Raw genomic sequence first — 25,048 nt, 5'->3', positions numbered from 1 at the left:
GAGGCGAGAAGACTAACACGGACGCGATCAAGAATATTACAAGAATATCTCTCGAAATCTCGTGCAGCGACTTGCCTGAACGGGTCGTTGTGGAATGAAGCGTGGGCCAGATCACGATATCGCTCCATAGTTCAGCGATAAGATAGCGTGACCGTGGAAACGCTCCATGCGGCAAAATCCGCGATATCTTTCCAATCGTCCGAAAATGGCGGTTCGTGCCGGGACAATGGCGGATCTGGGCGGTGCGTTACGCGCGCCTCGACTCGCGGCATTGCTTTGCCAACGCGTCAGCGCACACCCGCATCAGGGCAGGAAGGAAGGGCCTCCCCTCGACCGTCAGATGAGGTAAGACATATTGCCCGACATCACTCAGCGCGAAATCCAGCAACGCCGCCACGCCCTCCACGGTCGAAGGTCTTCGATCCGAGAGGAAACGTTGCGATTCGACAAAGAGCATGTCGGCTATCCTGTCGGCATCGCGCTGTTGGTCGCCGACCGACAACAGTCCGCCGGCGCGTTCGACCGCGGCACGATGATCATCGGCTTTGCGGGTGACGGTCAGAATGTGGCCGAGTACCGGATCCGGTCCTGCCATGACATTCATGGGATGCTGCCTTTTCCGTGGGGCACGCGCTCACGCCGCGTGAGGGGGCGCTTATCGGCGGTCCGAGGCCGCGATCCGCACAGGCTTCGAGTCCCGAGGGAGGATCTCCAGGCCCTCAAGGAGCGGGCGAGCGACCGTGAGAAAGCTCTGCGCCGAGACCCTGAGCATGCGAAAATTGTCGTCCCGCGATTCGACCCGCTTTCCGTCTTTCAGCAGCCGCTCGCCGATGCTGTCGAGGAAGCTCCAGGCATCATTTGCCAGGGCATCGGCATCAGGGCAGCCGTCCCGGACGGCTCGAACGAACAGCTGCGCCATATGGGGCATGTTGATGCCGCCGCCGGTCACCGGCGACACCATATGATGCAGGTCCATGCTGACCAGCGCGCGTTGAAGAATATGGTCGTTCAACGCCTTGCAACGCTGGCGCTCCTTCTCCGAAGGTTGCTGTGCGGGCGCGGCGAGACCTGCCCCGACCAGCACCATCAGCACCTCGATGAGTTCCTGAGGTTTCCATCCCCGCAGCTTTGGATGCCGCACCAGCTCGTCGATCCGTTTCGGCGGAATCCATCGTCGGACAGAAGCGCGGTGACCGGGGCATATTTGTCCGCCGGCAATTCGGCCTCTCCCCGGCTGCACGGTATCTTCGTCGGGATATCCTCGGGCGGTCTCACCAGCACGAAGGTTTGCGCCTGCCAGGCGTCCCGGTGCTCGCTTCCCAAAAGCCTGCGCGCGCCCTTGACGAAGACGTCGCATCGGAAACGCCGGTTCATCAGATAATCGCGTGCCGTCTCCCGCATGATCGGGTGGCCAATCCGCAAAACCAGCGCTCTTCCCTTGGCGCTGAGCTGGAGAGCGTCGATGTCGTCGAGCAGACGGGCCGAACCGACAAATGTTAGTTTGGCCTCGTCAAGACTGCGGGCAATGTCGGAAAACTGTTCCAAATGCCAATCCGCATTCAGATATTCGTGGGCGATATAGTTGGGGGTTTGAGACGTCAGCTTTTCAAGATGATGGCCAAGTATCGGATTCTCCTTGAGCGACACGCCTTGTCCAAAACCGAGCTCAAGATAAGTCGGCTCCTCGGGCAGTTGCGGCTCTACTCCCCGCCCGAGGCAGACCAGACGAAGCAGGCTCGGGCTCATCTCCGGATAATATCCGTATGAATAATTCAGGTCGGTGAAGTAGCCGTACGACCAGGACATCGATGGTCTCCCGGGCATGTTCTGGGTCTGAGCCAGTGCCCTGTGTTGCCGGATTGTCGAAGGGGCCGCCGCCGCTCCTGGTCTCGCGGCGGGCTGCCGGAGCTACCGGTTCTGGGGCGCCATGAGGCGGTGCGGCGATCTGCAGCGACGCTCATCTCCGTCGCTGATCATCCTCGGAGGCCGGAGCTTGGCGGTTCTCACGTTCCGACGATCTTGTCTGATGAAGGGAGCAAGAAAAGCAGATACAGCCTGAAGAGCTATCCTGCCAAGATTAACGAGACAGGCGGGACAATGGAGATGACCGATCTGAGCATCTCATTTGCCCTTCCTAGGGCAAATCGATGCGGGGTGCCCGTCTCCGCCATTTCCGGGATACCCTCGACGCTCCATATTTTCCTTCTCAGGAAGAAATTTTACCTTCATTGCATCCGCATGGCCTTACGTCATCATGTTGCAAAGCTATGCGCCAGCTACGCAATGACAAATGCCAAAAAGCGCAAAAAACCTGCCGGATCCTCCAGATGATCACGGTGCCGCGCTTGGCCTTGCAGAAAAGGCGCTGACGGTTGCGTGCGGGCATTGCTCCTTTGGACCGCGACGCGGAACGCGGCCTGTAGATCCGCCGTTGCGGCACCCTTCTGCGGGAGCGGATGATGTTGGCAGCGCGGCATGCAGGCATGGCTGCGCGAGTTCAAATATCGAAGCGCGGGAAGTGCTTCCATTACTCGTAGCGGAAGTGGTCGCATCCGCTCGTCGCTCGGCCCGGTTCGCCCCGGCGGCTCTCGCTGCCTGCTCGCCGCAGAGGTGGCCTTGTTCGCTATTCTCCGACCGGCGTGAGCACGCCACACCCCGATGGCGGGTCATGCAGCGCCTGAAGAGGCCGCCCGATTTTGCGGCCGGTCGCGTCGACGTCGCAGCGCAAATCGAACCCAACACGTTCCCCATGAGACACACCCATGAAGGAGGCATTCGAGTTCCTCTGGGCATGCCCCGCGTGTCGCGCGGCCGCCCCGTCGGAGCGGGCCCGATCGAGCTTGGTCTCGGCGCCGGCGTTTTCACACGCGCCCTGCTCGCCCGCGCCATGCGGCAGGAACATCCGGGCGAGCATGGCCTCGGTCATGGCGCGCAGTTCGTCCAGAGTCGACTGCATCTTCTCGCGCGTCTCGGCGTCGGAGATGAATTCGGCGCGCAGCCGCAATGTGGTGATCGGCGTCCGCGGATCATGGCCGATGGCCGCGAGCATGCGGGTGACCGTGTGATAGCGCCGAGCACGGTCAGTTGCAGTGACAGTAGCCAGTCCGAGCTGGCTGACGTGAACTGCGGCTGGAGCGAGAAAGAACAGCAGAGCCTTGGGGTTAAGACCGCTGATATAGAACCCGCAAAGCATCCATCCCTCCGCGCCATTTAGGATCGAAATCAGCTTCGTGGCGGACGTCTGAGACCCGTAACCCATTAAATGACGGCTTTCGGGCGCGACCAACGGCTCGGCAAACGACCGGGTTGGCGGCGCATGGCTGACGTTCGCAGCGGCGTGTCTGGAGGGCTGCTTTGGGTCAAAACCAGAATTTGCTCAATCCTCGAAAGGCGGTCTCGCGAAAGGAGACCGCGTATCTGACAAACGTGGGGTGTTCCTCATTACAGCCGGTACCGTTCGGATCAGGACGATTTGCACTCGCTGCCCAAAGCGGTGCATGAGCACCGCGTCAGGGAGAGCGCAGGTCGTCCCTACCTTGATAGTTCCGGCGCAGACGCCTAGATTCACGTAGTGTCGTCACCCGCGGCGTCGATGCTCGATACCGCAGTCCTCGGCAGGAAGAGCGGGCACGGCGCCATCGGATTGACCAGCACCATTCCCTCGACATGGAACACCGTCCGAACGACCTCGGCGGTTATGACATCGGCCGGTGGCCCCATGCTGGTGATCTCGCCATCGCTCAGCAGGGCCAGCTTGTCAGCGAACTGCCCAGCCTGATTGATGTCGTGTAGCACGGCGAGAATGGTCTTGCCGCGCTCGTCGACCAGCCGGCGCAGCAGCGCGAGCAGCTCCAGCTGGTGGGCCATGTCGAGATAGGTGGTGGGCTCGTCCAGCAGCAATATGTCGGCGGATTGCGCCAGCGTCATCGCCAGCCAGGCGCGCTGCCGCTGCCCGCCCGAGAGCGCCGCGAGCGGACGCTCCGCCAGCGCCACCATATGCGTCAGCTCCAGCGCCTCGGTGCAGGCCGCCCGGTCGGCCGCCGACCAGGGAGCAAGAGCGCGGCGATGCGGGTAACGACCCTGTTCCACCAGATCGCGCACCGTGATGTCGTCCGGCGCACGCGGTATCTGAGGCAGAAAACTCAGTCGCCGTGCCATCTGCTTGCGTGAGAGCTGCGCGATCGGCTGCCCCTCCAGACTGATCGCACCGGACTTGGGGGCAAGCAGCCCCGCAAGAGCACGCAACAGGGTGGATTTGCCACAGCCATTCGGGCCGAGCAGGGCGGTAAACTGGCCGCGCTCAATGTCGATCGACAGGCGGTTCACGATGTCCCGGCCGTGATAGCCGATGGTAACGTCGTGCGCGTGCAGCAGCACCGGAGATGTCGGTTCAGTCATTCCTTCGCCCCCACAGCAGGAGCCCGATGAACGGCACGCCGATCAAGGGCGTCAGAAGTCCTGCGGGCAATTGCACGAGCCGTCCGACCAGATCGGCACCAGCCAGCAGGAGCGCCCCGCAGAGTGCGGCCGCCGGCAGCCGGATCGCGTGGCGGGAGGACAGGCCGCGCACCAGCTGCGGCGCCAGCAGGCCGACAAAGCCGATCGGCCCTGCCGCCGCCACCGACGCCCCGGCGAGCAGGGTGCACAAGGCGATCAGCACGGCGCGCATCGCCTGCAGCGGCAGGCCGAGCGCACCGCCCACATCGTCGTCGAAGGCGGACAGATCGAGATCGCGGGCGAGGCAGCACGTGATGGCAAAAGCCGGAAGCGACCACACGGCCAGCCATCGGAGCTTCGTCCAATCGGCGTTGTAGATGCTGCCCGCCATCCAGGCAATCGCCCGCTGCACATCGCGGATGTCGCCGAAGACCGTGAGCAGCGAGGTCAACGCGCCCGTCGCTGCACCAATGCCGATGCCGACCAGTATCAGCCGGATCGACGAGGTGCCGCCTCGCCATGCCAGCGCATAGATCGCGGTGGCAGCGAGCGCCGCCCCGGCAAAACCGGCGAGCGGCATGAGATGTCCGACCGCTCCCTCCACGCCGATCACCAGCAGCGCGACGCCGAGGCTCGCCCCGCTGTTGATGCCGAGCAGTCCGGGTTCTGCGAGCGGATTGCGCATCACCGCCTGGGTGATGGCACCGGCCACGCCGAGGCAGGCGCCCACCAGCAGCGCGGTCGCGACGCGCGGCGCACGTACCGTGCCGAGGATCGTCGCGGCGATCGGGTCGCCGTGCAGCGCCGCGAGAATGTCCTGCGGCGCAAGCCCTCGATCGCCCCAGCTCAGCGACAGCGCCGCGACAATCAACACCAGAAGAACGAGAAGCACCAAACCGCGGTTCATCGCATCATCCCGCTGCGCCGGCGCGCCAGTGCGATGAACACCGGGGAGCCGATCAGCGCCATGGTGATGCCGACCGGCAGGTTGATGCCGGCGAGCGCGCGGATGCCGGTATCGGCAACAAGGACCAGCAGCGCGCCGAGGGGGGCGCTGTAGGCCATGATCCATCGGTAGTCGGCGCCCACCAGAAGCCGGGCGGCATGGGGAACGACGAGGCCGACGAAGCCGACCGGACCGGCAAGTGCCACGGCGGAACCCGCCAGCATCATCACCAGCAATCCCGCGAGCAGCCGCCACCGCACCACGTTCTGCCCGACCGTGCTGGCGAGGTCGGCGCCAAGACTCAGCGTCATGATCGGGCGCGCGGCGGCAAGAGCGCAGGCCAGCCCGGCAAGACCGTAGGGCGCGAGTTCCGCCACGGTCGACAGCGATCGCCCTGTGAGGCTGCCGGCCGCCCACAGTCTCAGATTGTCCAGCGTACCCTGGTTCAGCAGTAGCAGGCTGGTGGTGAACGAGGTCAGGAAGGCGGTCAGTACCGCGCCGGCCAGAGCAAGTTTCAGTGGCGTCGCTCCGCCGCGGCCGATCGAACCCAGCGCATAGACGCAGAGCCCTGCGACACCCGCTCCGCCGAACGCGAACCAGACCAGACTGCTGCTGGCGTCGATACCGGTGAAGGCGAGAGCCAGCACGACAGCGAAGGCGGCGCCGGCATTGATGCCGAGGAGGCCCGGGGAGGCCAGCGGATTGGCGGTTACTGCCTGCATGATGGCGCCGGCAACGGCCAGCTGTGCGCCGACCAGAAGTGCGGCCAGCATCCGGGGCAGGCGTACGTCCAGCAGCAAGATATGCTCGCGCGAGCCGTCCGGCCGCATCAGGGCGTCGAGCCACACGCCGGGGGCGATCTGCGAATTGCCTACCGTCAGGGCCCACAGTGCCATCGGCGGCACCAGGGCAACGAGCAGCACGAGGCCGAGCGCCCGTCGATTCTTGCGGTGGCGCGGCGGGACGGCGTCAGGGTTTGGCAATGATCAGGCGCTCGATGTCGTCCAGCACGCGATGGGCGGAGGTCGTTCCGCTAAACTCCATCCAGGTGCCGGCATCCACCCGGTAGACGCGTCCGGCCCTTACCGCCGGAAGCATGCGCCAGAGTGGATTGCCGGTGACTTCCTCGTGCCGGCCATTGGTATCCGAGTTGTTCGCGCCTCCGACGATGTAGAGCAGCATGTTGCCCTGAAGGTTGTCGAGCTCCTCCCAATCGGGCCGCTTCAGCGTGGCGTTGCCTTGCGCGGTCTCATAGTCGGTTCGGCGCACGCCGACATCGCGCAGCACCGAGAACGGGCCATAGGCGTCCGGCGCATCGAGATTGACCTGGAAATCCCAGGAGGTGATCCGCACCACGGAGACGCGCTGGTCGGGGATGCGGGATTTGAGCGCCGCCACGCGGGCGTCATAGGCGGCAAGCAATTCCGCAGCCTTCTGCTCGCGGCCGGTGGCTTGTGCCAGCCGCGACAGATAGGTCTTCCAGTTCCCCGCCGAGATGAGCAGCGTCGGCGCCAGTTGCGAGAGCAACGGATAGGCGCTGTCGGTCAGGGAACTGCCGATGATGAGGTCGGGCTTGAGCGCGACCAGCCGCTCGATGCTCGGCTCGAAATAGCTGCCGAGATCGGCGACGCCACGGCGCACTGCCTCATCGCGAAGAATCCGGTCGCTCATCAGTCTGAGAGGCGCCCCGACGATCGGCAGGTCAAGCTCCAGCCCCATGCCGAGGCTGAAGGTCGGGTCCACTACCACGATGCGTGCGGGATCCTTGGGCACGCAGACCGGCGTATGCAGCACGCCGGGCTCGTCAATCAGCCGGCCGTCGCAGCCGCCCTGCGCTTGGGCCGGAGCGACGGAGAGGACGAGCACGGTACAGCAAGCAACGAGAGCGGCCCGTAATGTCATGAAGAGAGGTCTTTCGGGTGTGCGGCATCGGCGGAGTCCGTGTCGTCGAGCGCGGGCAGGCCGAGGCGTCGGCGCATCTGCGCCTCGATGCGGTGACGGCGCTCGTGCGGAGTAACCAGCACGCAGGTCGAGCAGTAGGAGCCGCCCGGCGCGGTGTAGAACCGGCAGCAGCCGCCGCGCGCGCGGAAGCTGCGACGGGCGATGATGCGGCGCGAGCTCGCCTCGTCGCGGATGACGATCTCAAAGAAGTGCAGCTGCCGGTTGGCGAGGGGCGAGCCGGGCGCCTTCAGTATGGCGAGTGCCTCGGTCTGCGCGTCCTCCTCGCATCCGAACTGCCGGCCGGCTTCCAGGAAACGTGCGGCGACGGAATCCGAGACGAGGCGCCACATCGCCTGCCAGGGCAGACCGGTGCGCCCTCGCAGACGATGGATCAGAGGCTCCATATGGGCCTCCAGCCCCTCGCGCAGCTGGCTCCGTAACCCCTCCCGATCGACGGGACGGCAGCTTGGGCTACGGCGCGGATTGCCTGCCCGGTCGATGACACAGCGCGGGTAGAGCAGCCGCAGCCGCACCTTCGGCCTGCTCTCGGCCGGCAGTTCGAAGGCCAGCGCGCAGTTCTCCGGTACGAACGCCGATACCAGACCGTGCGATAGATAAGGCGAGGCGGCGGCGATGCCGAGCACGCCAGCGTATTCGGAGATGAAGTAAGCCGCCGCGCCCTTGGCGTCGAGGCCGGGCGTGCCTGCCTGCTGGCGTGCCAGCATGGCGGCAAGGAACCGGTCGTCAGCGAACAGCGACGGGACGGGCGTGAAGCCGGGCGCCATGGGCCCGATCTCCATCTCTGGCAAGGGCCAGTGCTGCGCCATGACGCCAAAAGCGGCGCGAAGCTCTCGCGCCGCCACGGTTGTGTTTTCGCGGCCGTCCGTCGGTGCGCTCACGACCATGACTTTGTCACTGAGACGCTCAGAACGTCGCCCTCGCACGCACGCCGATCATGCGTCCGTCGCCGAGGGTTGCCGAGGATGAGCTGCCGCTCATCGAGATGCCCGTTACATATTCCTCGTCGAGTATGTTCTTCGCGAACAGCGTCATCGACCAGTTCTTCGCCTCGTAGCCGATCGCGGCATTGACGATGGTGAAGGCCGAGACCTCTTCCTCCGCCGTGTTGGCAACGTCGGCGGTGGAATAGTAGCTATCGGTATAGGCGAGATCCGCGGATACGAAGAACCCCGAGGCATGGCGATAGATGCCACCGATATTGAAGGTTACCGACGGTGCTTCGGGGAACTCGCCTCCGACCTCGATGCCCACCGCCGGAACTGCGCTATCGAACTCGGTCTTGAGCAGACCTACCGAAGCGAAGGCGGTGAATTCCTGCGTCACCAGCGCGCGAAGCTCGATTTCGCCGCCATAAGCGTGGGCCTTGCCCACATTGGCAGTGATGGTTTGCGGATAGCCAAGGATGGGGTCGTCGACGTCGGTCTGCAGGTCGCTGTACTTGTAGTAGAAGCCGTTGGCGTTGATCTCCAGCCGGTCGTCCAGCCACTTGGAGCGATAGGCCACCTCATAGGACCACAAGGTCTCAGGCTCGACATCGTAGACGTTGCCGCTGCCGTCTATGGCCGAGAATCCGGCGCGGAAGCCTTCGCTTACCGTAAAGGCCACCGTCTGGCTGGGATCGATCGCGTAGGCGACACCGATCTTGGGCAGCGCCACGAGGTAGCCGACGTCGGCGTCGTAACTGGTGGCTTCATAGGCCGGTATCCCTGTCATGATCGTTTCGATCAGGTTGAGGGTTCGGCCGTCTGCTGCGTTCTCCACGGTCTCGTAGCCGAGACGGCCACCGAAAAGCACAGACCAGCGATCGTTCAGCGCGTAGCGCAGATCGGCATAGGCTGCATAGGATGTGATCAGATTGCTGCCTTCCAGCTCCTGGTAGAGGATCGGATCGACGATGCCGAAGTCGGGCGCGGCGAGGCAGATTTCGGAGTCCGGCTTGTTGCTGAATCGGCCATAGTTGAACCCGATCACGCCGCTCAGCGGGCGGACGCCCTCTTCGAATTCAAGGCGGAGATCCTCGGTGAAATCCTGCCCTGCGCGCAGCTCGTCGCGCAGATACAATGTCGAGCCCGGCAGGCTGGAGATGTCGGCATCGGTTTCGATATAGGCTGTGACCGAGCGCAGCTTGATCCCGTCCGCGAGCCGCTGCGACACGTTGGCGATCACCGTCGTGACATCGGTATACCGCAGTTCCGCTGCCGAGACGTCACTGTCGAAGCGGCGGTCGAAGAAGTTCGGGCCTGACGCCACCGGATAGCCGGGCTTGTCGGAATTGTAGCTGACGGTGATCAGCGCCTCAAAGCCATCGAGTTGTTCCGGCGTGATCAGCACCTTGGCGCGCAGGCTGGAGAACTCGTCATTGTCCAGCGGCTCGTTCAGGGGTTCCGCGAAGGTAATCCCGCGATCACCTTCGAGATACTCACCGGCGACGCGGAAGGCCAGCTGGTTATCCGCCAGCGGACCGGACAGCATGAAGGCGCCACTGCCCTGATAGCCGGAATCTGACGAGTCCAGATAATTGAACTCGGCCGCACCCTCCCAGTGCCAGGTCGGGTCGTTGGTGTTGACGACCACCGCGCCGCCCATGGCGTTGCGGCCCTGCAAGGTCGATTGCGGCCCACGGAACACCTCGACATTGGCAACGTCCCAGGTGCCGCGATTGCCGCGCTGAATACCTTCGCCATTCTGCGAGGCACCATCGACGATCACGGCGATGGTGGGAGAGGAATTGGTCGGCGAGGTGAGGCCCTGGGACGACAGACCACGAATGACGATGCCGCTGCTGCCGCGATTGGAGCCGGATACACGGGTATTGGCGAGCTTGTTCAGCGCACCACTGAGATCCTCGATGGCATAGTCGAAGAACTGCTCTCCAGTGACGACGCCGACGCTCGAATAGACATTAGCGAGGTCTCGGGTCAGCTTTTCGCCCGATACGCTGATCGTGTCGAGCTCGATCATATCCTGCGCGGTCACAGGACCGGCCCCCACAGTCGAGGACGGCGCCTCGATGGTGACCGAGCGCGGCGAGGTGAAACGCCAGTTCAAGCCGGTGCCCGTGAGCAGCTCGGCAAGGGCCTGTTCGTTGGTGCGCGCGCCGTGCACGCCGGGTGAGCGCAGGCCCTGCGCGATTGAGCTGTCATAGACGATCTGCACCCCACTGGCTGCGCCGAAGGCCGCGAGCGCACCGGACACCGGGCCGGCGGGGATGGCATAGACGGCGGCCTGCGTCGCCGCAGCCTGGGTCTGCGCAGTGCCGGGGCTGGGAGCCGCAACGCCCGCCAGGACGATCAGCGCACAGCCGGCGAGCAATCGTTGGCGGTGGCTGACGTGCCGGCATCGGTTCGCGCGTGCGGTCAGGCTGTTTGCGGTCATAGTCCAGTGATCCCCATCGTCTTAAAGCCCGGGGACGCGTCAAGGCAGCCCCGTTAAGTCAAGACGACGGCGCGCGCGGAATCCGAATCCCGCACGGCGAAAAATTTTCAGATCAGGATCACGATGTTTCCAGGCAGACGCGTCTCGCTGAGCGCGAGCGAGGTGACGAGGTTGTCCACGATCTCGTCCGGGCGCTGGAGGTGGAAAACGCCGTCCACCCGCCGAGCCCCTAGGCCGGGTCGCGCCAGCACGACGCGGCCGCGGCGATGACGGTTGATGTCGTCGACGACCTCGGACAGCGGACGGTTCTCGAACACCAGAAGCCCGCGCCGCCACGCGCCGGCCATGGTCGGGTTCATCGGCTCCGCCACTGCCGGGTGGTCGGGCGTGAGGATGATCCGCTCGCCGGCATCGAGCCGGGCCACGGTGGTCCCTGAAATGGACAGGCTGCCACGGGTGCATTCGACGCGGATTGGGCCTGAGCCGGCGGTCAGGGTAAAATCGGCATCGTCGGCGGAAATCACGCAGGGGCCTGCGGTGACACGGAAGGGGTGGGCTCCGGCCGCGATGTCGAAAGCGGCGGCTCCGTTCACCAGCTTGGCCGTGCGCGCATCCTGCGTAAGGTCGACGTCGAGCGCCGTGGCGCCGTCGAGATAGACCATGGACCCGTCCGGCAGGGCGAACCTAGCCTGCTGGCCGACGCCGGTCGCATAGTCCGAATTGATCTGGTCGAGGCCGGGGAGGAGCCCGAGCGAGACCCCAGCCCACCCGGCGGCGAGCGCCGTGCCCGCCCCCGCGAGCATGAGCCGGCGCGTCAATGCCGGCCGGCGGGGCTTCGCACACGCGGGAAGTCCGGCATGACGCCATGCCTGGCTGGCGAGACGAAACGCCTCCTCATGCGCCCGGCTGCGTCCGCGCCAGGCCTGGAGCTGCTGGGCATCCTCGACCGTCGCTTCGCCGGAGGTGAGGCGCGTCACCCAGCCAATGGCCTCGCGCTGCACATCATCGAGTTCCCTCCGGCCGCCATTCGTGCCGCCCACCTTGTCTCCAATAGATTCCATCGCGCCCAATAACTGCAAGTCGAAGCGGAACTTGCCGCTCTGTATAGGCGATATCGGTGAGACCGGGGAGACCACGGGTGCGGCGCCTAGTCCAGCAGGCACCGGGCGCAGGACTCGAGCGCCTTGCTGATTTCGATCTCGACCGTTCGTGTGGAGATGCCGTACCTCTTGGCAAGCTCGCGGTGCGGCACACCATCCAGCCGCGAGGCCAGAACGATATCTCGTCTTCTTTGCGGCAGTTCCGCGAGGGCGGTCAGCACGCGGTCCACACAGTCCCGAGCGATGAGCCGGGCTTCAGGGTCAGCGCCCGGATCCGGCACATCGAGCAGGTCGTCGATCTCCGCCTCGGTCAGCCTGCGACGGAGATGGCTGCGGTTGACGTCGGCAATGAGATTGACCGAAATCCGGCGCAGATACGCGGATGGATTGGCCAGCGCGGCCACGTCAGTCGCTGCAAGGCGCAGGAAGGTTTCCTGCGTCAGCTCTTCCGCCATGGCAGAGGAGCCGGTGGCGCGACGGAAGAAGCCAAGCACCGACGAGCGCTCGGAGACGAAAAGTACTCGCAACCGATCCTTGCTTGGCATCTGAAATCTGCGCACCTCATCCTATTAGGAGTTCGATTTGAGGCCAATCAAATTGGAAATCAATGTTGCGACCCGTACATTATAATATCTCTTGATTTTGTTTAGATTCGATCAAAAGTTCACTCGTTCGAATAGATGATTAGCACGCTGCATATTTTTGTCTTTCTGTGAGCAACTGTCGGTCCCGCCTCGCGATCCAGGAAATGGTGTCGCATCAAGCTGGGCATACAAGCCCGGAGAGCTCCCGAAACCGGATGTTCCGAAAGTCGCCTAAGGGTCACTGTCGGCGAGACGCGGGACCAGGAGAATGGATGGCTTAAGATCACCATGTGGCAGACGCCCGCTGCGCTTGATGTGCTTCTGGATGTGCATATATTGTGCGTAACATCATAGAGGTGCCGTCATGACCCAGGCTCAGATTGCTCACACCGCCATGGTTTCCGGCTTCGTCGACAGCCTTCAGGAGCCTCGCACGCCCTATATCTCGCCAAAGCGCCTGTCCAAGGCTCTTGGGGTCAATGTCGCCAACCTGGCCCAGCTCACCGGCGTTCATCGCAACACCTTGCGCAACCCCTCTTCCAAGCGGCTGCAGGGACGGATGCGGGAGATGGTGAAGGTAATCTCGGCAGCCACCGAGCTTACCGGAGACATCGACAAGGCCATCTATTGGTACCGCAACGAGCCGATCGCCGATTATGGACACCGCACGGCGGCTGAGCTCGTGGCCGATGGCCAGGTAGAGGCGGTGCTGGCCTTCATCCGCGATCTCGAGAACGGAGCGCGCGGGTGAGGATTGCCCGCCTCGGTCCGGACGAGATATTCCATCGCTATCTGACACCTAAGTGGGCGTTCCTGCCGACCAGCGGCGCGGGTGCCGCGATAGATGGTGGCCGGTTCAACCGGCCCGGCGTCGAGGCGCTTTATCTCTCCCGCGCGCCGCAGACGGCCCTTGAAGAATACCGGCAAGGTGCCAGCATCACGCCCCCGGCAACCCTTGCCGCCTACACGGTGACGCTCGGCGAGGTCGTGGACCTGTCCCAGGGTTACGATCCGAGCGTCTGGGATGAGACCTGGAAGGACTGGGCTTGTGCGTGGCGCCGCATTGCCCGCATCGACGGAAAAGTCCCGCCATCCTGGAAGCTCGCTGATCGCGTGATCACCGCCGGGCTTCGCGGCATCCTGTTTCCGTCGCTTCGCCATGCCGGCGGCACAAATCTGGTGATCTTTCCCGCCAATCTGCTCGCTGACGAAACGGTCATGGTCCACGATCCCGATCATCGGCTGCCGAAAGACCAATCCTCGTGGTCGTAGGCTTCTTCGGGAAATAGCAAGAGCGCTCAGCTCTCCTCATCGGCCTCAACTTCTTCCCCAAGTTCCTCGTCGTCCGGCTCCCCTGCCCCGAGTCCAAGCGGAATATCCCCCGCGAGCAGTCTGTCCTTGCTGAGCAGGCCGGCGTCCTCGAGCGCGTCCATGTCCGGCAGGTCGCGCAGCGTATCGAAGCCGAAATGCGCCAGGAACTCCCTGGTCGTCACATAGGTGTAGGGCGCCCCCGGCTGCGGCGCGCGCGGCCCGGCAGCGATGAAGCCGAGCCGGCGCAGGTGACCGATGGTGTCGCGGCTGATCTCCCGGCCGAAGAACTGGCTGAGCTCGCCGCGGGTGATCGGCTGGAAGTAGCCGATACACAGCAGCACCAGAGCCTCGGATTGCGACAGCGGCTTGGTCTCGGTGGTGCCGCGCCCGGTCGCCACCTGGATCGCCTCTGCAAAGCTCTTCCGGGTGCGATGCTGCCAGCCACCGGCGACCGCCACCAGCTCATAGGGCCGGCCGCGCAACTCGGCGCGGATGTCGTCGATGAGGTGATCGAGGCTGCAGTCGCGGCCGACCACCTTTGCCAGCACCTCGCGGGTGACCGGCTCGGGCGAGGCGAAGATCACCGCCTCCACCCGGCCCATCCATTCGCGCCAACGCAGCTCCGGCGGCAGCGCGCTGAGCTCGGCATCGAAGCTCACCGGGGTTTTGGTGCGCCGGGCCATCCTCACAGCCCATAAAGCTTGAAGCTGGCGCGGCCGGTGAGCTCGCGCACTGCCCCCAGCGCCTCAAGGCGTTCGAACAGCCGCCGCGCGCCCCAGCGCGACAGTTTTGCCGTGGCCAGCGTGCCCGGCACCGCATCGTCCTCGAGCAGCCGGGCGATCGCCTCCCCGGCCCCCTTGGCGCGCAGTTTTGGGGCGACCGCCTGCAGCCGGGCGGCCCCCGGCGCGATCTCGGCGGCACAACGCAAGGCCCGCGCCGCCCCCTGTGCCACGCCGAGGCACACCGCGGCCTCGAAGCCATCATCTGCGGGGCGCAGCCGCCCTCCCCGACCGGTGCCGCGGAAGGCGGCGCCGTAGGCCTCGGCCATCAGCAGCGGCACCGGCAGCGGCCACCGCAGCCGCAGCGCCAAGACCTGGTCGGCCAGCCACCAGCCGAGCAGCCCGGCGCTCGGCGCCGCCGTGTCTATGGCGCGCAGCACCGCCCCGGCAACGAGCGGCGCCGGACGCCCCTCGCCGACCAGCCGGTCGATCTCTTCCGGAAGAGCGGCCAACTCCGGACTCCAGCCCAGGTCAAGCAGGCCGCAGGTCGATTGCAGGACTGTCGCATCAATCGTCGCGGAGCGCTCGGCGAGCCTCCGCCAGGCGGTCAGTAGCCGGCCGGCAGGACCGGGATCGCTACCAGCGGGGCGCAGCACCCAGGCGTCGCGCAAGGCGGCTTCGTCCTCCGCACGCCCAGTCTGGCGCGCCGCGGCGGCGGCGCAGCTGAGTGCCAGCCGCGCGCGCCAGGCGCCGGTCCAGGGCGGGCTCGATCGCACCAGATTGTCGAGGGAAGTCAACGCGGCGCCGGCGATGAAGGCTGCCTCCACCGGATCTGTGATCGGGCCGCGCGGCACCGCCCAGCTGGACACCACTGGCACAGGCGGGGTCGCTGCAGATGCGGGAATCATCGCGAGGTCCATGCGTGGAGCCTAGCCGCTGTGTGCGCTTTAAGCTAATATTATTCGCGTTAACCGCACGCCTAGTCGCCAAATGAATACATCCGATAATGTTGCATTATCGGATGTTATGTACCTTTATATAAGAGATGGCGATTTTCGGCGCCTTGGAGGCTGCCAACGGCCATCGGCCGGGCCCAGGGCCGCGAGAATCGCGTTCCGCGGGTGTCGTTAAAATTGCTCAGCACATTGATCTGAGGTAGAATACCGATAAAGAGGAACCTGGAACCCGTGCCATGGCACTGAGCATCAAAGATCCCGAAACCGAGAGGCTCGCCCGCGCCCTCGCCGCCCGCACCGGCGAGACCATCACCGTCGCGACCCGCCGGGCGATCGAGGAACGCCTCAAGCGGACAGGAGCGCTCGCGCGCAGAGCCGCCTTCCTCGAGGACATGGAGGCGATGCAGCGGCGTTTGGGCGCCCTACCAATCCTCGATGATCGCAGTCCCGAGGAGATAGTTGGCTACGACGAAAACGGTCTGCCCGGCTGATGGTGATCGACACCTCCGCAATCGCTGCCATCTTCTTCAGCGAGCCGGATGCCCCGAGCTATCGGGACCGGATCGCCGACGACCCGGTCCGGCTCCTCTCCGCTGCGACGTTTGTTGAAGCCGCGATGGTGATCGAGGGACGCTTTGGCGAGGCTGGCGGCGCCGAACTCGATCTGTGGCTGCACAAGGCCGAGGTCGAGATTGTCGCGGTGACGAACGAACATGCCGACCAGGCTCGCCGCGCCTGGCGGCGCTATGGCAAGGGCCGGCACCCGGCGGGCCTGAACTACGGCGACTGCTTTTCCTACGCCTTGGCCGTGCTCTCCGGCGAGCCGCTGTTGTTCAAGGGCGACGATTTCGCCAAGACCGATATCCGGGCGGCCTGATGACGACCGGGATTTCCCCAAGCGTCGACGCTTCCGATGATAGGCCGCCGACATTTCCGGAAACCCCGTCCGTGACACACGGCGTGCCCTCCCCTGCCCCGCAGAACACGGTGCCATCCCATCTCGAGCGTCTCGCCGACCGGGCCCGCGACTATGTCGAAGCGGCGAGCTCGGCCAACACCCGTAAGGCTTATGTTTCCGATTGGAAGCATTTTTCCAGTTGGTGCCGTCGCCAAGGGCTGGAGCTCCTGCCCCCCTCCCCCCAGGTTGTCGGCCTCTACATCACCGCCTGTGCCTCTGGCGCGGCCATCCCCGGCGGCAAGCCGAACGCGGTCTCGACCATCGAGCGCCGCCTATCGGCGATCACCTGGAACTACACCCAGCGCGGCACGCCGCTCGATCGCAGTGACCGCCATATTGCCACCGTGCTGGCCGGAATCCGCAACACCCACGCCTCCCCTCCCCGGCAGAAAGAGGCTGTTCTTCCCGAGGACCTCATCGCCATGCTGGAGACGCTCGCCCGCGGCTCGCTGCGCGGCCTGCGCGACCGCGCCATGCTGCTGCTCGGCTTCGCCGGTGGCTTGCGTCGTTCAGAGATTGTCGGGCTCGATGTCGGGCGCGACCAGACGCAGGACGGGCGCGGCTGGGCCGAGATCCTCGACAAGGGACTGGTGGTGACTCTGCGGGGCAAGACCGGCTGGCGCGAGGTGGAGATCGGCCGCGGCTCCTCGGATGCCACCTGCCCCGTGGTGGCGCTCGAGACCTGGCTCAAGCTGGCGCGGATCGGCCACGGCCCGATGTTCCGCCGCGTCACCGGCCGGGGCAAGGACGTCGGTCCCGACCGGCTTAACGACCGCGAGGTCGCCCGTCTCGTCAAGCGGACCGCGCTCGCCGCAGGGGTGCGCGGTGACCTGACCGAAGGCGAGCGGGAGGAAAAATTCGCCGGGCACTCACTACGCGCCGGCCTTGCTTCTTCGGCGGAAGTCGACGAGCGCCACGTCCAGAAACAGCTCGGCCATGCATCCGCCGAGATGACACGGCGCTACCAGCGACGGCGCGACAGATTCCGCGTCAATCTCACCAAAGCTGCGGGGCTGTAGGCGGCAGGACCTCCTCGACGCAGGACGTGGTGAGAACTCTCGCCGTGATGGGACGGCTGTTCGCCGCGTCCTGCTTCTCGCTCGAACTTGAACGTCTCGGCCGTGCCATCGAGGAAGGTCCAGCGCGAGATTCTTAGCTTCCCATCGCCTTCATTCAGTCGGCTGCCGTCCGTTTCCGCCGCCCCGGAGATGGTCTGTTGGTCCCTATGCCTCGAACAGGCGCCTGTCCCAAAAGACTGGCTGGTGCAGACTCACCTCAACCATCCTGAACTCCGAATGGCCCGGATTGACGAGGATGTTGCTGTCGAGGCGCGCGACCACGCTCGGCACCAGCAGGATTGCGCTGCGCCTTTCCAGGCACCAGCGTTCGCCGAACGCCTTGCTGGCCGTTGCCGGCATGTTGTCCCAGCCGGGAAGCGCCGGTGGCGAAAATATCTCGTAAGAAAGGCCCCGTGGCAGGGTGAGCTCCACGTAGTGCTGGTTCGGCGGCAAGCGCCCGCTGCCATGCATCAGTTTTTCCAGCAAGGCGGTCGAATAGTGCTGGCTGGTGTAGATCAGCGGGCTACCGGGCGTGTTCCACCGTCCCGGAGCAAGGGTTGAGCCGGTCGCGTCGAAGATCGGATAGGCGCCATTGGGATTCCCGATCCGGTAGCTCGACAGCGTGCGATCGAGAAGCTGTACCGTCACGCAGCGCTGCCGTACTTCAGGCGGCCGAGAATATCGAGAACCAGCTCGGCCCCGATCTCGCTCTGGATGACCACATCGATCGGGCGCTTGTCCTCGAGCATCGAATGAGAGCGGAAGAGGAAGTTCCGGGCCTCGATCTCGCTTTGCCACACATCCAACGCCAGGCTCCAGGCCCGCGCCAGACGCGCAAGACGCGTACCCTCGTCCGAAGACAGGCGGTGAGCGGCCTTGCGCCGCTCATAGGTTGCCTTCGGCACGAGCCGGTATTTGAAGTGAGCATCGCCCGGCGCCAGAAGCTGGGAGACACGCTCGAGCGCGTCGATGGGCAAGCCATCCTCGATCCGGGCAATGAGCCCGAACGGCGAGCGCGCCCCCGCTTCCTTCGCCGGAAGCCCGAGCACATCCGCCACATTCGTGAATGCAAGCATCATGGCCTCCGTGTCATATGAGGTGATACATAGACCCACATGAGGCGATGCGCAAGTATCGGAGTTCCCACCGACACTCCCTCCCCTGACGAGACCCTGTTGATATACGGCATGCTCATAAACAGCGGTGCACCACATCCCATGAGTCCACCAGTCATCACCGTTCCCTGGACCTCTTCAGGTTTTTCAGCAGTGCCTCCGAGGCTTGGAGGCGACCATCGCCTTCAACCGCACTGTCGGATCGCCGCTGACCCAGGTCATCCGATGCCTTCTGCGCATCGAGCTTGGCCCGCAGCAATGCCATAATCATTGGCCAGGTCGAGAATTTCCCGTTCTTGGCCCGATCCGTCAGGCTACGCAGATAGCCACCCGGCGACCCGATCTGGTCGGCGCGCTGGTAGATCGCCGCCAGCGTGATTGCCGCGTGCTGCTCGCCCAATGCCTCCCGCGCTTCCAGCCAGGCGCTTGAACTGATCCCCAGCATCGGCCGAGCAAGCTCCGTCGCGGCCAGGAAGTCCCGCCAATGACGGATTTCACCTCCCTGCGCCAAGTCGCGCACCCCGGGGCAGGCGTCCAGCACGATCCCTAGGGGCAATTCCCGCTTCGGCAAGCTCTGCACGTTGTCGGTTTCCGCGGCAGTGCCGCCCGCTTCTTCCTTTTTTCGAAGGCTGTATTCAGATTCAGTATGAAGGTCTGGATTTGAATTCTGTATGTGGCGCCCAGAATGGGACTCATTGGCGTCCGGATTCTGCGTTTTCGTGAAAGTTTCCAGTGCCTCCCGGATATCCGCATAAAGAACGGAGAGATCCGCGCTGATCGCCTCCACCAGCTGACGCGGGGCTGAGCGGGGGAGGCGGGTGATGATCGCCTGATAGTCGAGCAGGATCTTCCCCCAATTGCCCGGCACCCCCTCCTCGATGCCCGTATCGATCAGCTTGACGATATCCCGCCGTAGCAGCGTGAGGCTCTCCTTCGCCACACGGAAGGCCTTCCTCTCCGCATGAACTGCCTCAGCCAGGTCATGGAGTTCCTGCGCCCGCGCGACCAGCGGCGAGAGGTCGAAGCCATAGGCCTGTTCGACCTCCCCGCCCCGGCTCTTGCGCGCGAAACGCTTGCCGTTCGGGCTGTCGCGCCGGATCACCAGCCCGCACTCGACCAGCACGGCGATGTGCCGGCGCAGCGTCGTCGCCGGCATGCCGTTCGCTCGCGCCGCTAGCTGCTCGTTGGACGGCCATACGATCAGTTCGGCGTCGCCTGACAACGTCGTCTCCGGGTGAAACGTCAGCAGGGCGTTGAGGATCGCCAAGGAGCGATCCGTGGCGCCAAGGAGTTCCCTCGCCTCGCGGATGTCCTGGAACACCTGCCATTTATGCGCGACGGCATCTGGCTTCACCGCCTTCGCCGCCATCTGGCTTGAAATCTGGCCAAGCGTCATCGGCCGCCGCCCAAAGGGCGTCGTCGAAACATGCGTCTGCATCGTCCTTCACCTATCGCTAGGCAAAAGAAATCCAGCCTCCAAAACAGCATGCGTCGGCACGCTGGTTGGCCTTGACACTGATTCGCGGAAGTGGGATTCTCTCAGTCGCCAAACTGTAAAGAGAAGGGCTTCCGGAACTCCGTTTCGGGGGCCTTTTTCTTTTGCGGGTTAGCCTCCATCTTCCTGTGAACCGAGATCCTGCCGAAAGGCCTCGTAGAGACGGTCAAGGTTCTCCGACAGGTACTCACCGAACGCGCGAGCGTCAGAGCTTTTAGCCTTGAGCGCCAGCGTGAACCGCTTACCTTGGACCGCCATGTCTGCGGTCAGTGAGCTATCCGAAGACGCCCAGCTTTTCTTCTCCGTATCGGATTGCGGGCGCTTGCGGACAGGTGCCGTCTTCAGACGGCGGACAAGCAGCTCGAATCGATGATCGACCGACATGTCCAGCATCGCCACCTCGCGGAGAATTTCGTCCGCCCGTGCGTGGTTTGCCGGATTGTCGAGCAGAAGCTTCAGCTCGTACCAGCGATCTCGGCCGATGCCCTTGGCCTGACCGACAGCGTCCAAAACCTTGGCCGGCAAGTTCGCGACCGACAGCATCTTCGACAGTGTCGTACGGTCGACGGACAGTGCACTCATGATGGTCGCATTGTCGTCGTCGTAGTGCAGGCGAGCAAGCTCCGCAGCGAACAGGGCACGCTCGATAAATGGCACGTTTGCGCGCGCGGAATTTTCCTGGCCCAAAGCGACAACGTGATCGCGGTCGTGCATCTCCTTGACAATGGCTCGGACCTTCCGATCCAAGGCCTGCGCGACGCGTAGGCGGCGATGGCCGAAGACGACCATGTAACGCCCCATCGCCTTGGGATGCGGTCGGACGAGAATAGGGGAGCTCTGACCATTGTCCCGAATAGCCGAGAGGAGTTCGTTAAACTCGTTCTCGTCATCGGTGCGACGGTCTCGGATGAACGACGCATCGATCAGGTCCGGCTCCATCTCGACGACGGTCTCGCCTTCCGCGAGCTTGTCGGCTTTGGCGGCCATTTCGTCGATAGAGTTGAGGAGTGACCGCGAAGCACCTTTCGCCGCATAGTCCAGCACGGCACGGTCCAACGTCGGTCCTGCGGCTGAAAGATTGGCCAACGGATTTCTACGAGCCATGGCGCGCACCTCTCAGATGAACTAGCTGTTTGAAAAACAATCTGTTTTTGGCGATTTTTACGGCGGTCAACATCACAGCCGCCCCCAGGCTTTGTGGATCAGGGCCTGAATCTCGAAATTGACGGCGTCGAGGGCTTCAATCGCACGATCATACGTATCGCGGTTGAAGTTCGCCCGCTCGACCTCGTAGAGCGTTTGCTTGGTCAAGCCGGCGTCAGAAATGGCCGTGGACTTCACCATCGGGTGCTTCAGGATCTCCTCGGTCAGCATCGACTGCATGAAGCCGAGCATCTGGACCTGCGGGACATCCGTCGCCTCGTAGCGGGTGATTAGATAGCGAAGCCAGTCGATCTTGACCGGCGCACCCTTCTCTCGGATGGTCCGCACGAAGTTTCCGAGCATGAGAAGGAACTGGCTCATCGACATCAGGTCGAGCATCTGCGGATGAACGGTAATGAGCACGGACGTCGAAGCGGTCAGCGCCGTCAGGGTCAGGAAGCCGAGCTGGGGAGGGCAGTCTATGACGACGACATCGAAGCGATCATCGACCTCCTCAAGCGCGCGACCGAGACGCGTGAAGAACCGCTTGCCCTCACTTGACGTCTGCATGAACAGCGGTGTGTCGTACTCGTACTCCTGAAGCTCCAAATTCGCTGGAATAATTTCGAGAAGCGGAAAATTCGTCGGCGCGATCACGTCGGCAATCGGCTTACGCTTCTCGTCATAGCGAATCGCGTCATAGAGCGACGGATTCCGGTCGAGCTCAGGCTGAAACCCGTGCAACGCAGATAGTGAAGCCTGCGGGTCTAGATCAATCGCCAACACACGATGGCCGGTCAGCGCGAGGTGCTGAGCGAGATGGGCGGCGGTAGTCGTCTTCCCGGAACCACCCTTAAAATTCACCACCGCGACAACTTGGAGCTTCTCGCCCCGCTTGCGGTAGGGGACATACTTCTTAGCGTCAGAGCGACCGTTCTTATCGAGATAGTGTCGCAGCTCGATCATCTGCTCCGCGGTGTAGAAGCGTCGGCCGCCCCCCGCGATAAGAGGCTCAGGACCCTTGCCTTCAAGGTGAAGCCGTTTGAGGTTATTGGGAGTGACGCCGAGATAGTGAGCCACCTCCGCCATCGGAAAGCGACGAAGTGTCTTCTTTGCATCCGGCGGGAACTTCTCCAGCCGCAGTTGGTCGAGCTTGCGCGAGATCTCAGCACCCTGCGCAAGGATCTTCTCATCGAATTCGAATGATGGAAGCGAACCCATCCGTGGCGCCTCGATTCATGAAATAGCGCTAGCAGCGCCAAAAATACAAATTTAGCGCCAGTATGTGCGATTCCCTTACGGTGGCAAGGAGATAAGGGTTAATGAAAAATTAATCCAAATCCCAGAGGCGTGCGCATTGTTCGCGGCCAATCGCGATTCATGCCTGCTTTCAAAAGGTTGCCCTCATGGGAGCTTCACCGATCCCTGTTTGTTCACCCCGTTTATCCTCAGGCTGATGGCCGGGTCAGACCACACTTCGACGCGTCTTCGAGACAAGACCGCCAAGCCCGACTCGCGACTCATCCCAAGCCGCGCCCCGTTTATTCTACACTCCAGCGAATCCGCCACGCGTGGTGACTTCCGACCGTCCCCTATGAGGTTGGAGGTTCCATCCAATGTGGCTGCATGCAGTTCGCAAAGCTTCAAGTTCCACCGATCAACAGCTCGTCGACAAGCATCACCAGCTCCGCGCGCGCGTCTTCGCCGGCCGCCTCGGCTGGTCCGTCGACGTCCGCGACGATCGCGAGACGGACGAGTACGATGCCTTCGATCCCACCTACATCCTCGCTTTGGCGGATGCCGCCACTGTCGCAGGCTGCGCAAGACTGTTGCCGGCAACTGGTCCCACCATGCTGGAACGGACCTTTCCGCAGTTGCTGGCAACCGGGCGTCTTAATGCTCAGGCCGGGATGGTCGAGAGCTCGCGCTTTTGTGTCGACACTGGGCTCGGCGAGGGCAGGGGAGCGGGAGCGCTTCATGAGGCGACGCTCACCATGTTCGCCGGCATCATCGAATGGTCGATGGCGAACGGCTACAGTGAGATCGTCACCGCGACGGATCTGCGCTTCGAGCGGATTCTGAAGCGCGCGGGCTGGCCGATGCAAAGGCTGGGGGAACCGCGTCAGATTGGGAACACCGTAGCGATCGCAGGGCTACTGCCCGCGGACCTTTCGAGTTTCGAGCGCCTGCGTCCTGTGGCATATCGATCGTTGATCACGCCCGCTCACCACCTCGCGGCGTGAGGACGGAGCCGTGACCCACCTCCGCTCCCATCCTCGGCTCATCCGCAAGCTGCAGGAGGCCCTGGGCGATCGCCTCTGCATTGCTCTCGACGATCCGACCGTCGTCGAGATCATGCTCAATCCAGATGGACGGCTCTTCATCGAGCGCCTCGGCCACGGGATCGCTCCGGCCGGCGAGATGGCGGCCGCCACCGCGGAAATCGTCATCGGCAGCGTCGCCCACGCCCTCCAGTCCGAAGCCGATGACGAGCGGCCCATTATTTCCGGAGAGCTCCCGATCGGCGGTCATCGCTTCGAAGGTGTGCTGCCGCCGGTTGTAGCCGCCCCGAGCTTTACCATCCGCCGGCGAGCTTCGCGGCTGATCCCGCTCGACGAATATGTGTCGTCGAATGTGATGACCGAGATGCAGGCGCAAGTTATCCGCAGCGCCATTTCTGCCCGGCTCAACATCGTGATCTCGGGAGGAACGGGGTCCGGCAAGACAACGCTGGCGAACGCCGTCATCGCTGAGATCGTCCGGACCGCCCCGGAGGATCGCATCGTGATCCTCGAGGACACTTCCGAGATCCAATGCGCCGCGGAGAATGTGGTGCCGCTGCACACCGGCGATACCGTCGACATGGCGCGCCTGCTCAAGAGCACGATGCGCCTGCGCCCCGACCGGATCGTGGTTGGAGAGGTTCGCGACGGGGCCGCGCTCACATTGCTCAAGGCATGGAACACAGGCCACCCGGGCGGAGTCACCACGATCCACTCTAATTCCGCGATGTCGGCACTTCGCCGTCTCGAGCAACTCACGGCCGAGGCGAGCCCGCAGCCGATGCGCGAAGTGATCGGCGAGGCTGTCGATCTCATCGTCTCCATCGAGCGTATGCCCAACGGGCGACGGGTACGGGACGTCGTCCAAGTCGAGCGCTTCGCCGGCGACCAATACGAAACCGAAGTCCAATCTCAGATCGAGGACACCCGAAATGTCGCGTAATGGCCGAATTCTCCTGACCGGCGCGCTGCTAATGGCCGCTCTGGGTGTCCAATTGGCGCCTGCGTTCGCGGCCGGCGGCGGCGGGCTGCCGTGGGAAGGTCCGCTGCAGCAGATCCAGCAGTCGATAACCGGCCCAGTTGCCGGCTTTATTGCCCTCGCCGCCGTGGCGGTCGCTGGAGGCATGCTGATCTTCGGCGGCGAGCTGAACGACTTCGCACGCCGTCTGATGTATGTCGTGCTCGTCGCCGGCATCCTGCTCGGCGCGACCCAGATTGTCGCCCTCTTCGGCTCGACCGGGGCGTCGATCGGTGACGCTGCGCCGGCCAACGGCGTCACCCTTCGCGCAGGGGAGGGGGCAAATGGCTGAGCCTCTCTCCAGTCTCGCCCACTCCCGCATTCATCGGGCGCTCTCGCGCCCGAACCTCCTGATGGGTGCCGACCGGGAGCTTGTCCTCCTCACGGGCCTTGCCAGCGCGATCCTCATCTTCGTCGTGCTGACGTGGTACGCGGCTGCGCTCGGCGCCGCCATCTGGCTGGTCGCGGTCACGGCGCTGCGGATGATGGCCAAAGCCGACCCGCTGATGCGGCAGGTCTACGTCCGCCACATCGCCTATCGGCCCACCTACCGGGCGACATCAACGCCCTGGCGGCGCTTCTGAGGAGC

27 protein-coding genes and 1 pseudogene are annotated in these 25,048 nt (G+C 64.0%); 9 read left to right on the top strand and 19 right to left on the bottom strand.

Going from position 1 to position 25,048, the window contains the following annotated elements; genetic code table 11:
* Window positions 1-247: 247 nt before the first annotated feature.
* The 12 genes and pseudogenes from KHC19_RS25675 to KHC19_RS25625 all read right to left on the bottom strand — a co-directional run bounded on the left by KHC19_RS25675 (window position 248) and on the right by KHC19_RS25625 (window position 12,365).
* The gene (locus KHC19_RS25675) at window positions 248-604 is read right to left on the bottom strand and encodes a hypothetical protein (RefSeq protein WP_213356676.1); all 357 of its coding nucleotides are present in this window, start codon (window positions 602-604) and stop codon (window positions 248-250) included.
* A 51-nt stretch (window positions 605-655) separates the two neighbouring features.
* Window positions 656-1,093, bottom strand: a complete 438-nt coding sequence (locus KHC19_RS26115) for a hypothetical protein (protein ID WP_246549619.1) — start codon at window positions 1,091-1,093, stop codon at window positions 656-658.
* Window positions 1,087-1,806: a methyltransferase regulatory domain-containing protein gene (locus KHC19_RS26110; protein WP_246549617.1), complete on the bottom strand. Its 720-nt coding sequence runs from the start codon at window positions 1,804-1,806 to the stop codon at window positions 1,087-1,089. Before KHC19_RS26110 ends, KHC19_RS26115 begins: the two co-directional genes overlap by 7 nt.
* Before the next feature lie 1,099 nt (window positions 1,807-2,905).
* Window positions 2,906-3,055 (bottom strand): annotated as a pseudogene (locus KHC19_RS25665) (histidine kinase dimerization/phospho-acceptor domain-containing protein); the annotation flags it as partial.
* Window positions 3,056-3,564: 509 nt separating this feature from the next.
* Window positions 3,565-4,398, bottom strand: a complete 834-nt coding sequence (locus tag KHC19_RS25660; RefSeq protein ID WP_213356674.1) for an ABC transporter ATP-binding protein — start codon at window positions 4,396-4,398, stop codon at window positions 3,565-3,567.
* A complete protein-coding gene (locus tag KHC19_RS25655; RefSeq protein ID WP_213356672.1) occupies window positions 4,391-5,344 on the bottom strand; it encodes a FecCD family ABC transporter permease in 954 nt (317 codons plus the stop codon). The genes KHC19_RS25660 and KHC19_RS25655 overlap by 8 nt, the downstream gene beginning before the upstream one ends.
* The gene (locus tag KHC19_RS25650) at window positions 5,341-6,306 is read right to left on the bottom strand and encodes a FecCD family ABC transporter permease (RefSeq protein ID WP_343207804.1); all 966 of its coding nucleotides are present in this window, start codon (window positions 6,304-6,306) and stop codon (window positions 5,341-5,343) included. The genes KHC19_RS25655 and KHC19_RS25650 overlap by 4 nt, the downstream gene beginning before the upstream one ends.
* A 46-nt stretch (window positions 6,307-6,352) precedes the next feature.
* Window positions 6,353-7,177: an iron-siderophore ABC transporter substrate-binding protein gene (locus KHC19_RS25645; protein WP_343207803.1), complete on the bottom strand. Its 825-nt coding sequence runs from the start codon at window positions 7,175-7,177 to the stop codon at window positions 6,353-6,355.
* Window positions 7,178-7,281: 104 nt separating this feature from the next.
* Window positions 7,282-8,229 (bottom strand): (2Fe-2S)-binding protein, encoded by a 948-nt coding sequence (locus tag KHC19_RS25640; RefSeq protein ID WP_213356668.1) that lies wholly within the window; start codon window positions 8,227-8,229, stop codon window positions 7,282-7,284.
* Window positions 8,230-8,248: 19 nt separating this feature from the next.
* The gene (locus KHC19_RS25635) at window positions 8,249-10,720 is read right to left on the bottom strand and encodes a TonB-dependent receptor (RefSeq protein WP_213356666.1); all 2,472 of its coding nucleotides are present in this window, start codon (window positions 10,718-10,720) and stop codon (window positions 8,249-8,251) included.
* A gap of 107 nt (window positions 10,721-10,827) precedes the next feature.
* Window positions 10,828-11,856 (bottom strand): FecR family protein, encoded by a 1,029-nt coding sequence (locus tag KHC19_RS25630; protein ID WP_213356664.1) that lies wholly within the window; start codon window positions 11,854-11,856, stop codon window positions 10,828-10,830.
* 11 nt (window positions 11,857-11,867) lie between these two features.
* Window positions 11,868-12,365 (bottom strand): RNA polymerase sigma factor, encoded by a 498-nt coding sequence (locus KHC19_RS25625; RefSeq protein WP_213356662.1) that lies wholly within the window; start codon window positions 12,363-12,365, stop codon window positions 11,868-11,870.
* Window positions 12,366-12,768: 403 nt separating this feature from the next.
* Here KHC19_RS25625 and KHC19_RS25620 point away from each other — a divergent pair, with 403 nt between their 5' ends.
* On the top strand, window positions 12,769-13,155 hold the full coding sequence (locus tag KHC19_RS25620) for a hypothetical protein (RefSeq protein WP_213356660.1): 387 nt from the start codon (window positions 12,769-12,771) through the stop codon (window positions 13,153-13,155).
* Window positions 13,152-13,676, top strand: coding sequence for an RES family NAD+ phosphorylase (locus tag KHC19_RS25615; RefSeq protein ID WP_213356658.1), 525 nt, complete (start codon window positions 13,152-13,154; stop codon window positions 13,674-13,676). The genes KHC19_RS25620 and KHC19_RS25615 overlap by 4 nt, the downstream gene beginning before the upstream one ends.
* Window positions 13,677-13,702: 26 nt before the next feature.
* Here KHC19_RS25615 and scpB read toward each other — a convergent pair whose 3' ends face one another.
* A complete protein-coding gene (gene scpB / locus KHC19_RS25610) occupies window positions 13,703-14,398 on the bottom strand; it encodes an SMC-Scp complex subunit ScpB (protein WP_213356656.1) in 696 nt (231 codons plus the stop codon).
* Between the two features lie 2 nt (window positions 14,399-14,400).
* On the bottom strand, window positions 14,401-15,354 hold the full coding sequence (locus tag KHC19_RS25605; RefSeq protein ID WP_213356654.1) for a DUF1403 family protein: 954 nt from the start codon (window positions 15,352-15,354) through the stop codon (window positions 14,401-14,403).
* A 272-nt stretch (window positions 15,355-15,626) separates the two neighbouring features.
* On the opposite strand from KHC19_RS25605, the gene KHC19_RS25600 reads away from it, so the two are divergent.
* The 3 genes from KHC19_RS25600 to KHC19_RS25590 are packed head-to-tail and all read left to right on the top strand — an operon-like array spanning window position 15,627 to window position 17,367.
* Window positions 15,627-15,881 carry a type II toxin-antitoxin system VapB family antitoxin gene (locus KHC19_RS25600; RefSeq protein WP_213356652.1) on the top strand — a complete coding sequence of 85 codons (255 nt, stop codon included), beginning with the start codon at window positions 15,627-15,629 and terminating at the stop codon, window positions 15,879-15,881.
* The gene (locus KHC19_RS25595) at window positions 15,881-16,267 is read left to right on the top strand and encodes a type II toxin-antitoxin system VapC family toxin (RefSeq protein ID WP_213356650.1); all 387 of its coding nucleotides are present in this window, start codon (window positions 15,881-15,883) and stop codon (window positions 16,265-16,267) included. Before KHC19_RS25600 ends, KHC19_RS25595 begins: the two co-directional genes overlap by 1 nt.
* Window positions 16,267-17,367, top strand: coding sequence for a site-specific integrase (locus KHC19_RS25590; RefSeq protein ID WP_246549615.1), 1,101 nt, complete (start codon window positions 16,267-16,269; stop codon window positions 17,365-17,367). The genes KHC19_RS25595 and KHC19_RS25590 overlap by 1 nt, the downstream gene beginning before the upstream one ends.
* Window positions 17,368-17,571: 204 nt before the next feature.
* On the opposite strand, the gene KHC19_RS25585 is transcribed toward KHC19_RS25590, so the two are convergent.
* The 5 genes from KHC19_RS25585 to repA form a co-directional block, all read right to left on the bottom strand.
* Complete coding sequence (locus tag KHC19_RS25585; RefSeq protein ID WP_213356648.1) at window positions 17,572-18,054, bottom strand: RES family NAD+ phosphorylase; 483 nt, start codon at window positions 18,052-18,054, stop codon at window positions 17,572-17,574.
* Window positions 18,051-18,482, bottom strand: a complete 432-nt coding sequence (locus KHC19_RS25580; RefSeq protein WP_213356694.1) for an antitoxin Xre-like helix-turn-helix domain-containing protein — start codon at window positions 18,480-18,482, stop codon at window positions 18,051-18,053. Before KHC19_RS25580 ends, KHC19_RS25585 begins: the two co-directional genes overlap by 4 nt.
* A gap of 157 nt (window positions 18,483-18,639) precedes the next feature.
* Complete coding sequence (gene repC / locus KHC19_RS25575) at window positions 18,640-19,959, bottom strand: plasmid replication protein RepC (RefSeq protein WP_213356646.1); 1,320 nt, start codon at window positions 19,957-19,959, stop codon at window positions 18,640-18,642.
* A gap of 168 nt (window positions 19,960-20,127) precedes the next feature.
* Complete coding sequence (repB, locus tag KHC19_RS25570; RefSeq protein ID WP_343207802.1) at window positions 20,128-21,060, bottom strand: plasmid partitioning protein RepB; 933 nt, start codon at window positions 21,058-21,060, stop codon at window positions 20,128-20,130.
* Between the two features lie 132 nt (window positions 21,061-21,192).
* Window positions 21,193-22,380, bottom strand: coding sequence for a plasmid partitioning protein RepA (repA, locus tag KHC19_RS25565; protein ID WP_213356642.1), 1,188 nt, complete (start codon window positions 22,378-22,380; stop codon window positions 21,193-21,195).
* A gap of 395 nt (window positions 22,381-22,775) precedes the next feature.
* On the opposite strand from repA, the gene traI reads away from it, so the two are divergent.
* From traI to KHC19_RS25545, 4 genes are read left to right on the top strand one after another with little or no spacing between them, the layout of a single operon-like run.
* Window positions 22,776-23,402, top strand: a complete 627-nt coding sequence (gene traI / locus KHC19_RS25560) for an acyl-homoserine-lactone synthase (protein WP_213356640.1) — start codon at window positions 22,776-22,778, stop codon at window positions 23,400-23,402.
* 10 nt (window positions 23,403-23,412) lie between these two features.
* Entirely contained in the window at window positions 23,413-24,384 is a 972-nt protein-coding gene (gene trbB, locus KHC19_RS25555) for a P-type conjugative transfer ATPase TrbB (protein ID WP_213356637.1), read from the top strand.
* Window positions 24,374-24,751: a TrbC/VirB2 family protein gene (locus KHC19_RS25550; RefSeq protein ID WP_213356635.1), complete on the top strand. Its 378-nt coding sequence runs from the start codon at window positions 24,374-24,376 to the stop codon at window positions 24,749-24,751. The genes trbB and KHC19_RS25550 overlap by 11 nt, the downstream gene beginning before the upstream one ends.
* Window positions 24,744-25,043 (top strand): conjugal transfer protein TrbD, encoded by a 300-nt coding sequence (locus tag KHC19_RS25545; protein WP_213356633.1) that lies wholly within the window; start codon window positions 24,744-24,746, stop codon window positions 25,041-25,043. Before KHC19_RS25550 ends, KHC19_RS25545 begins: the two co-directional genes overlap by 8 nt.
* Window positions 25,044-25,048 lie beyond the last annotated feature (5 nt).

Origin of the sequence: Ancylobacter oerskovii, from assembly GCF_018390555.1 — a bacterium.
Lineage (GTDB): Bacteria > Pseudomonadota > Alphaproteobacteria > Rhizobiales > Xanthobacteraceae > Ancylobacter > Ancylobacter oerskovii.
The sequence above is the reverse complement of the archived record's forward strand: the minus strand, read 5'-3'. Positions and strand labels throughout refer to the sequence as shown.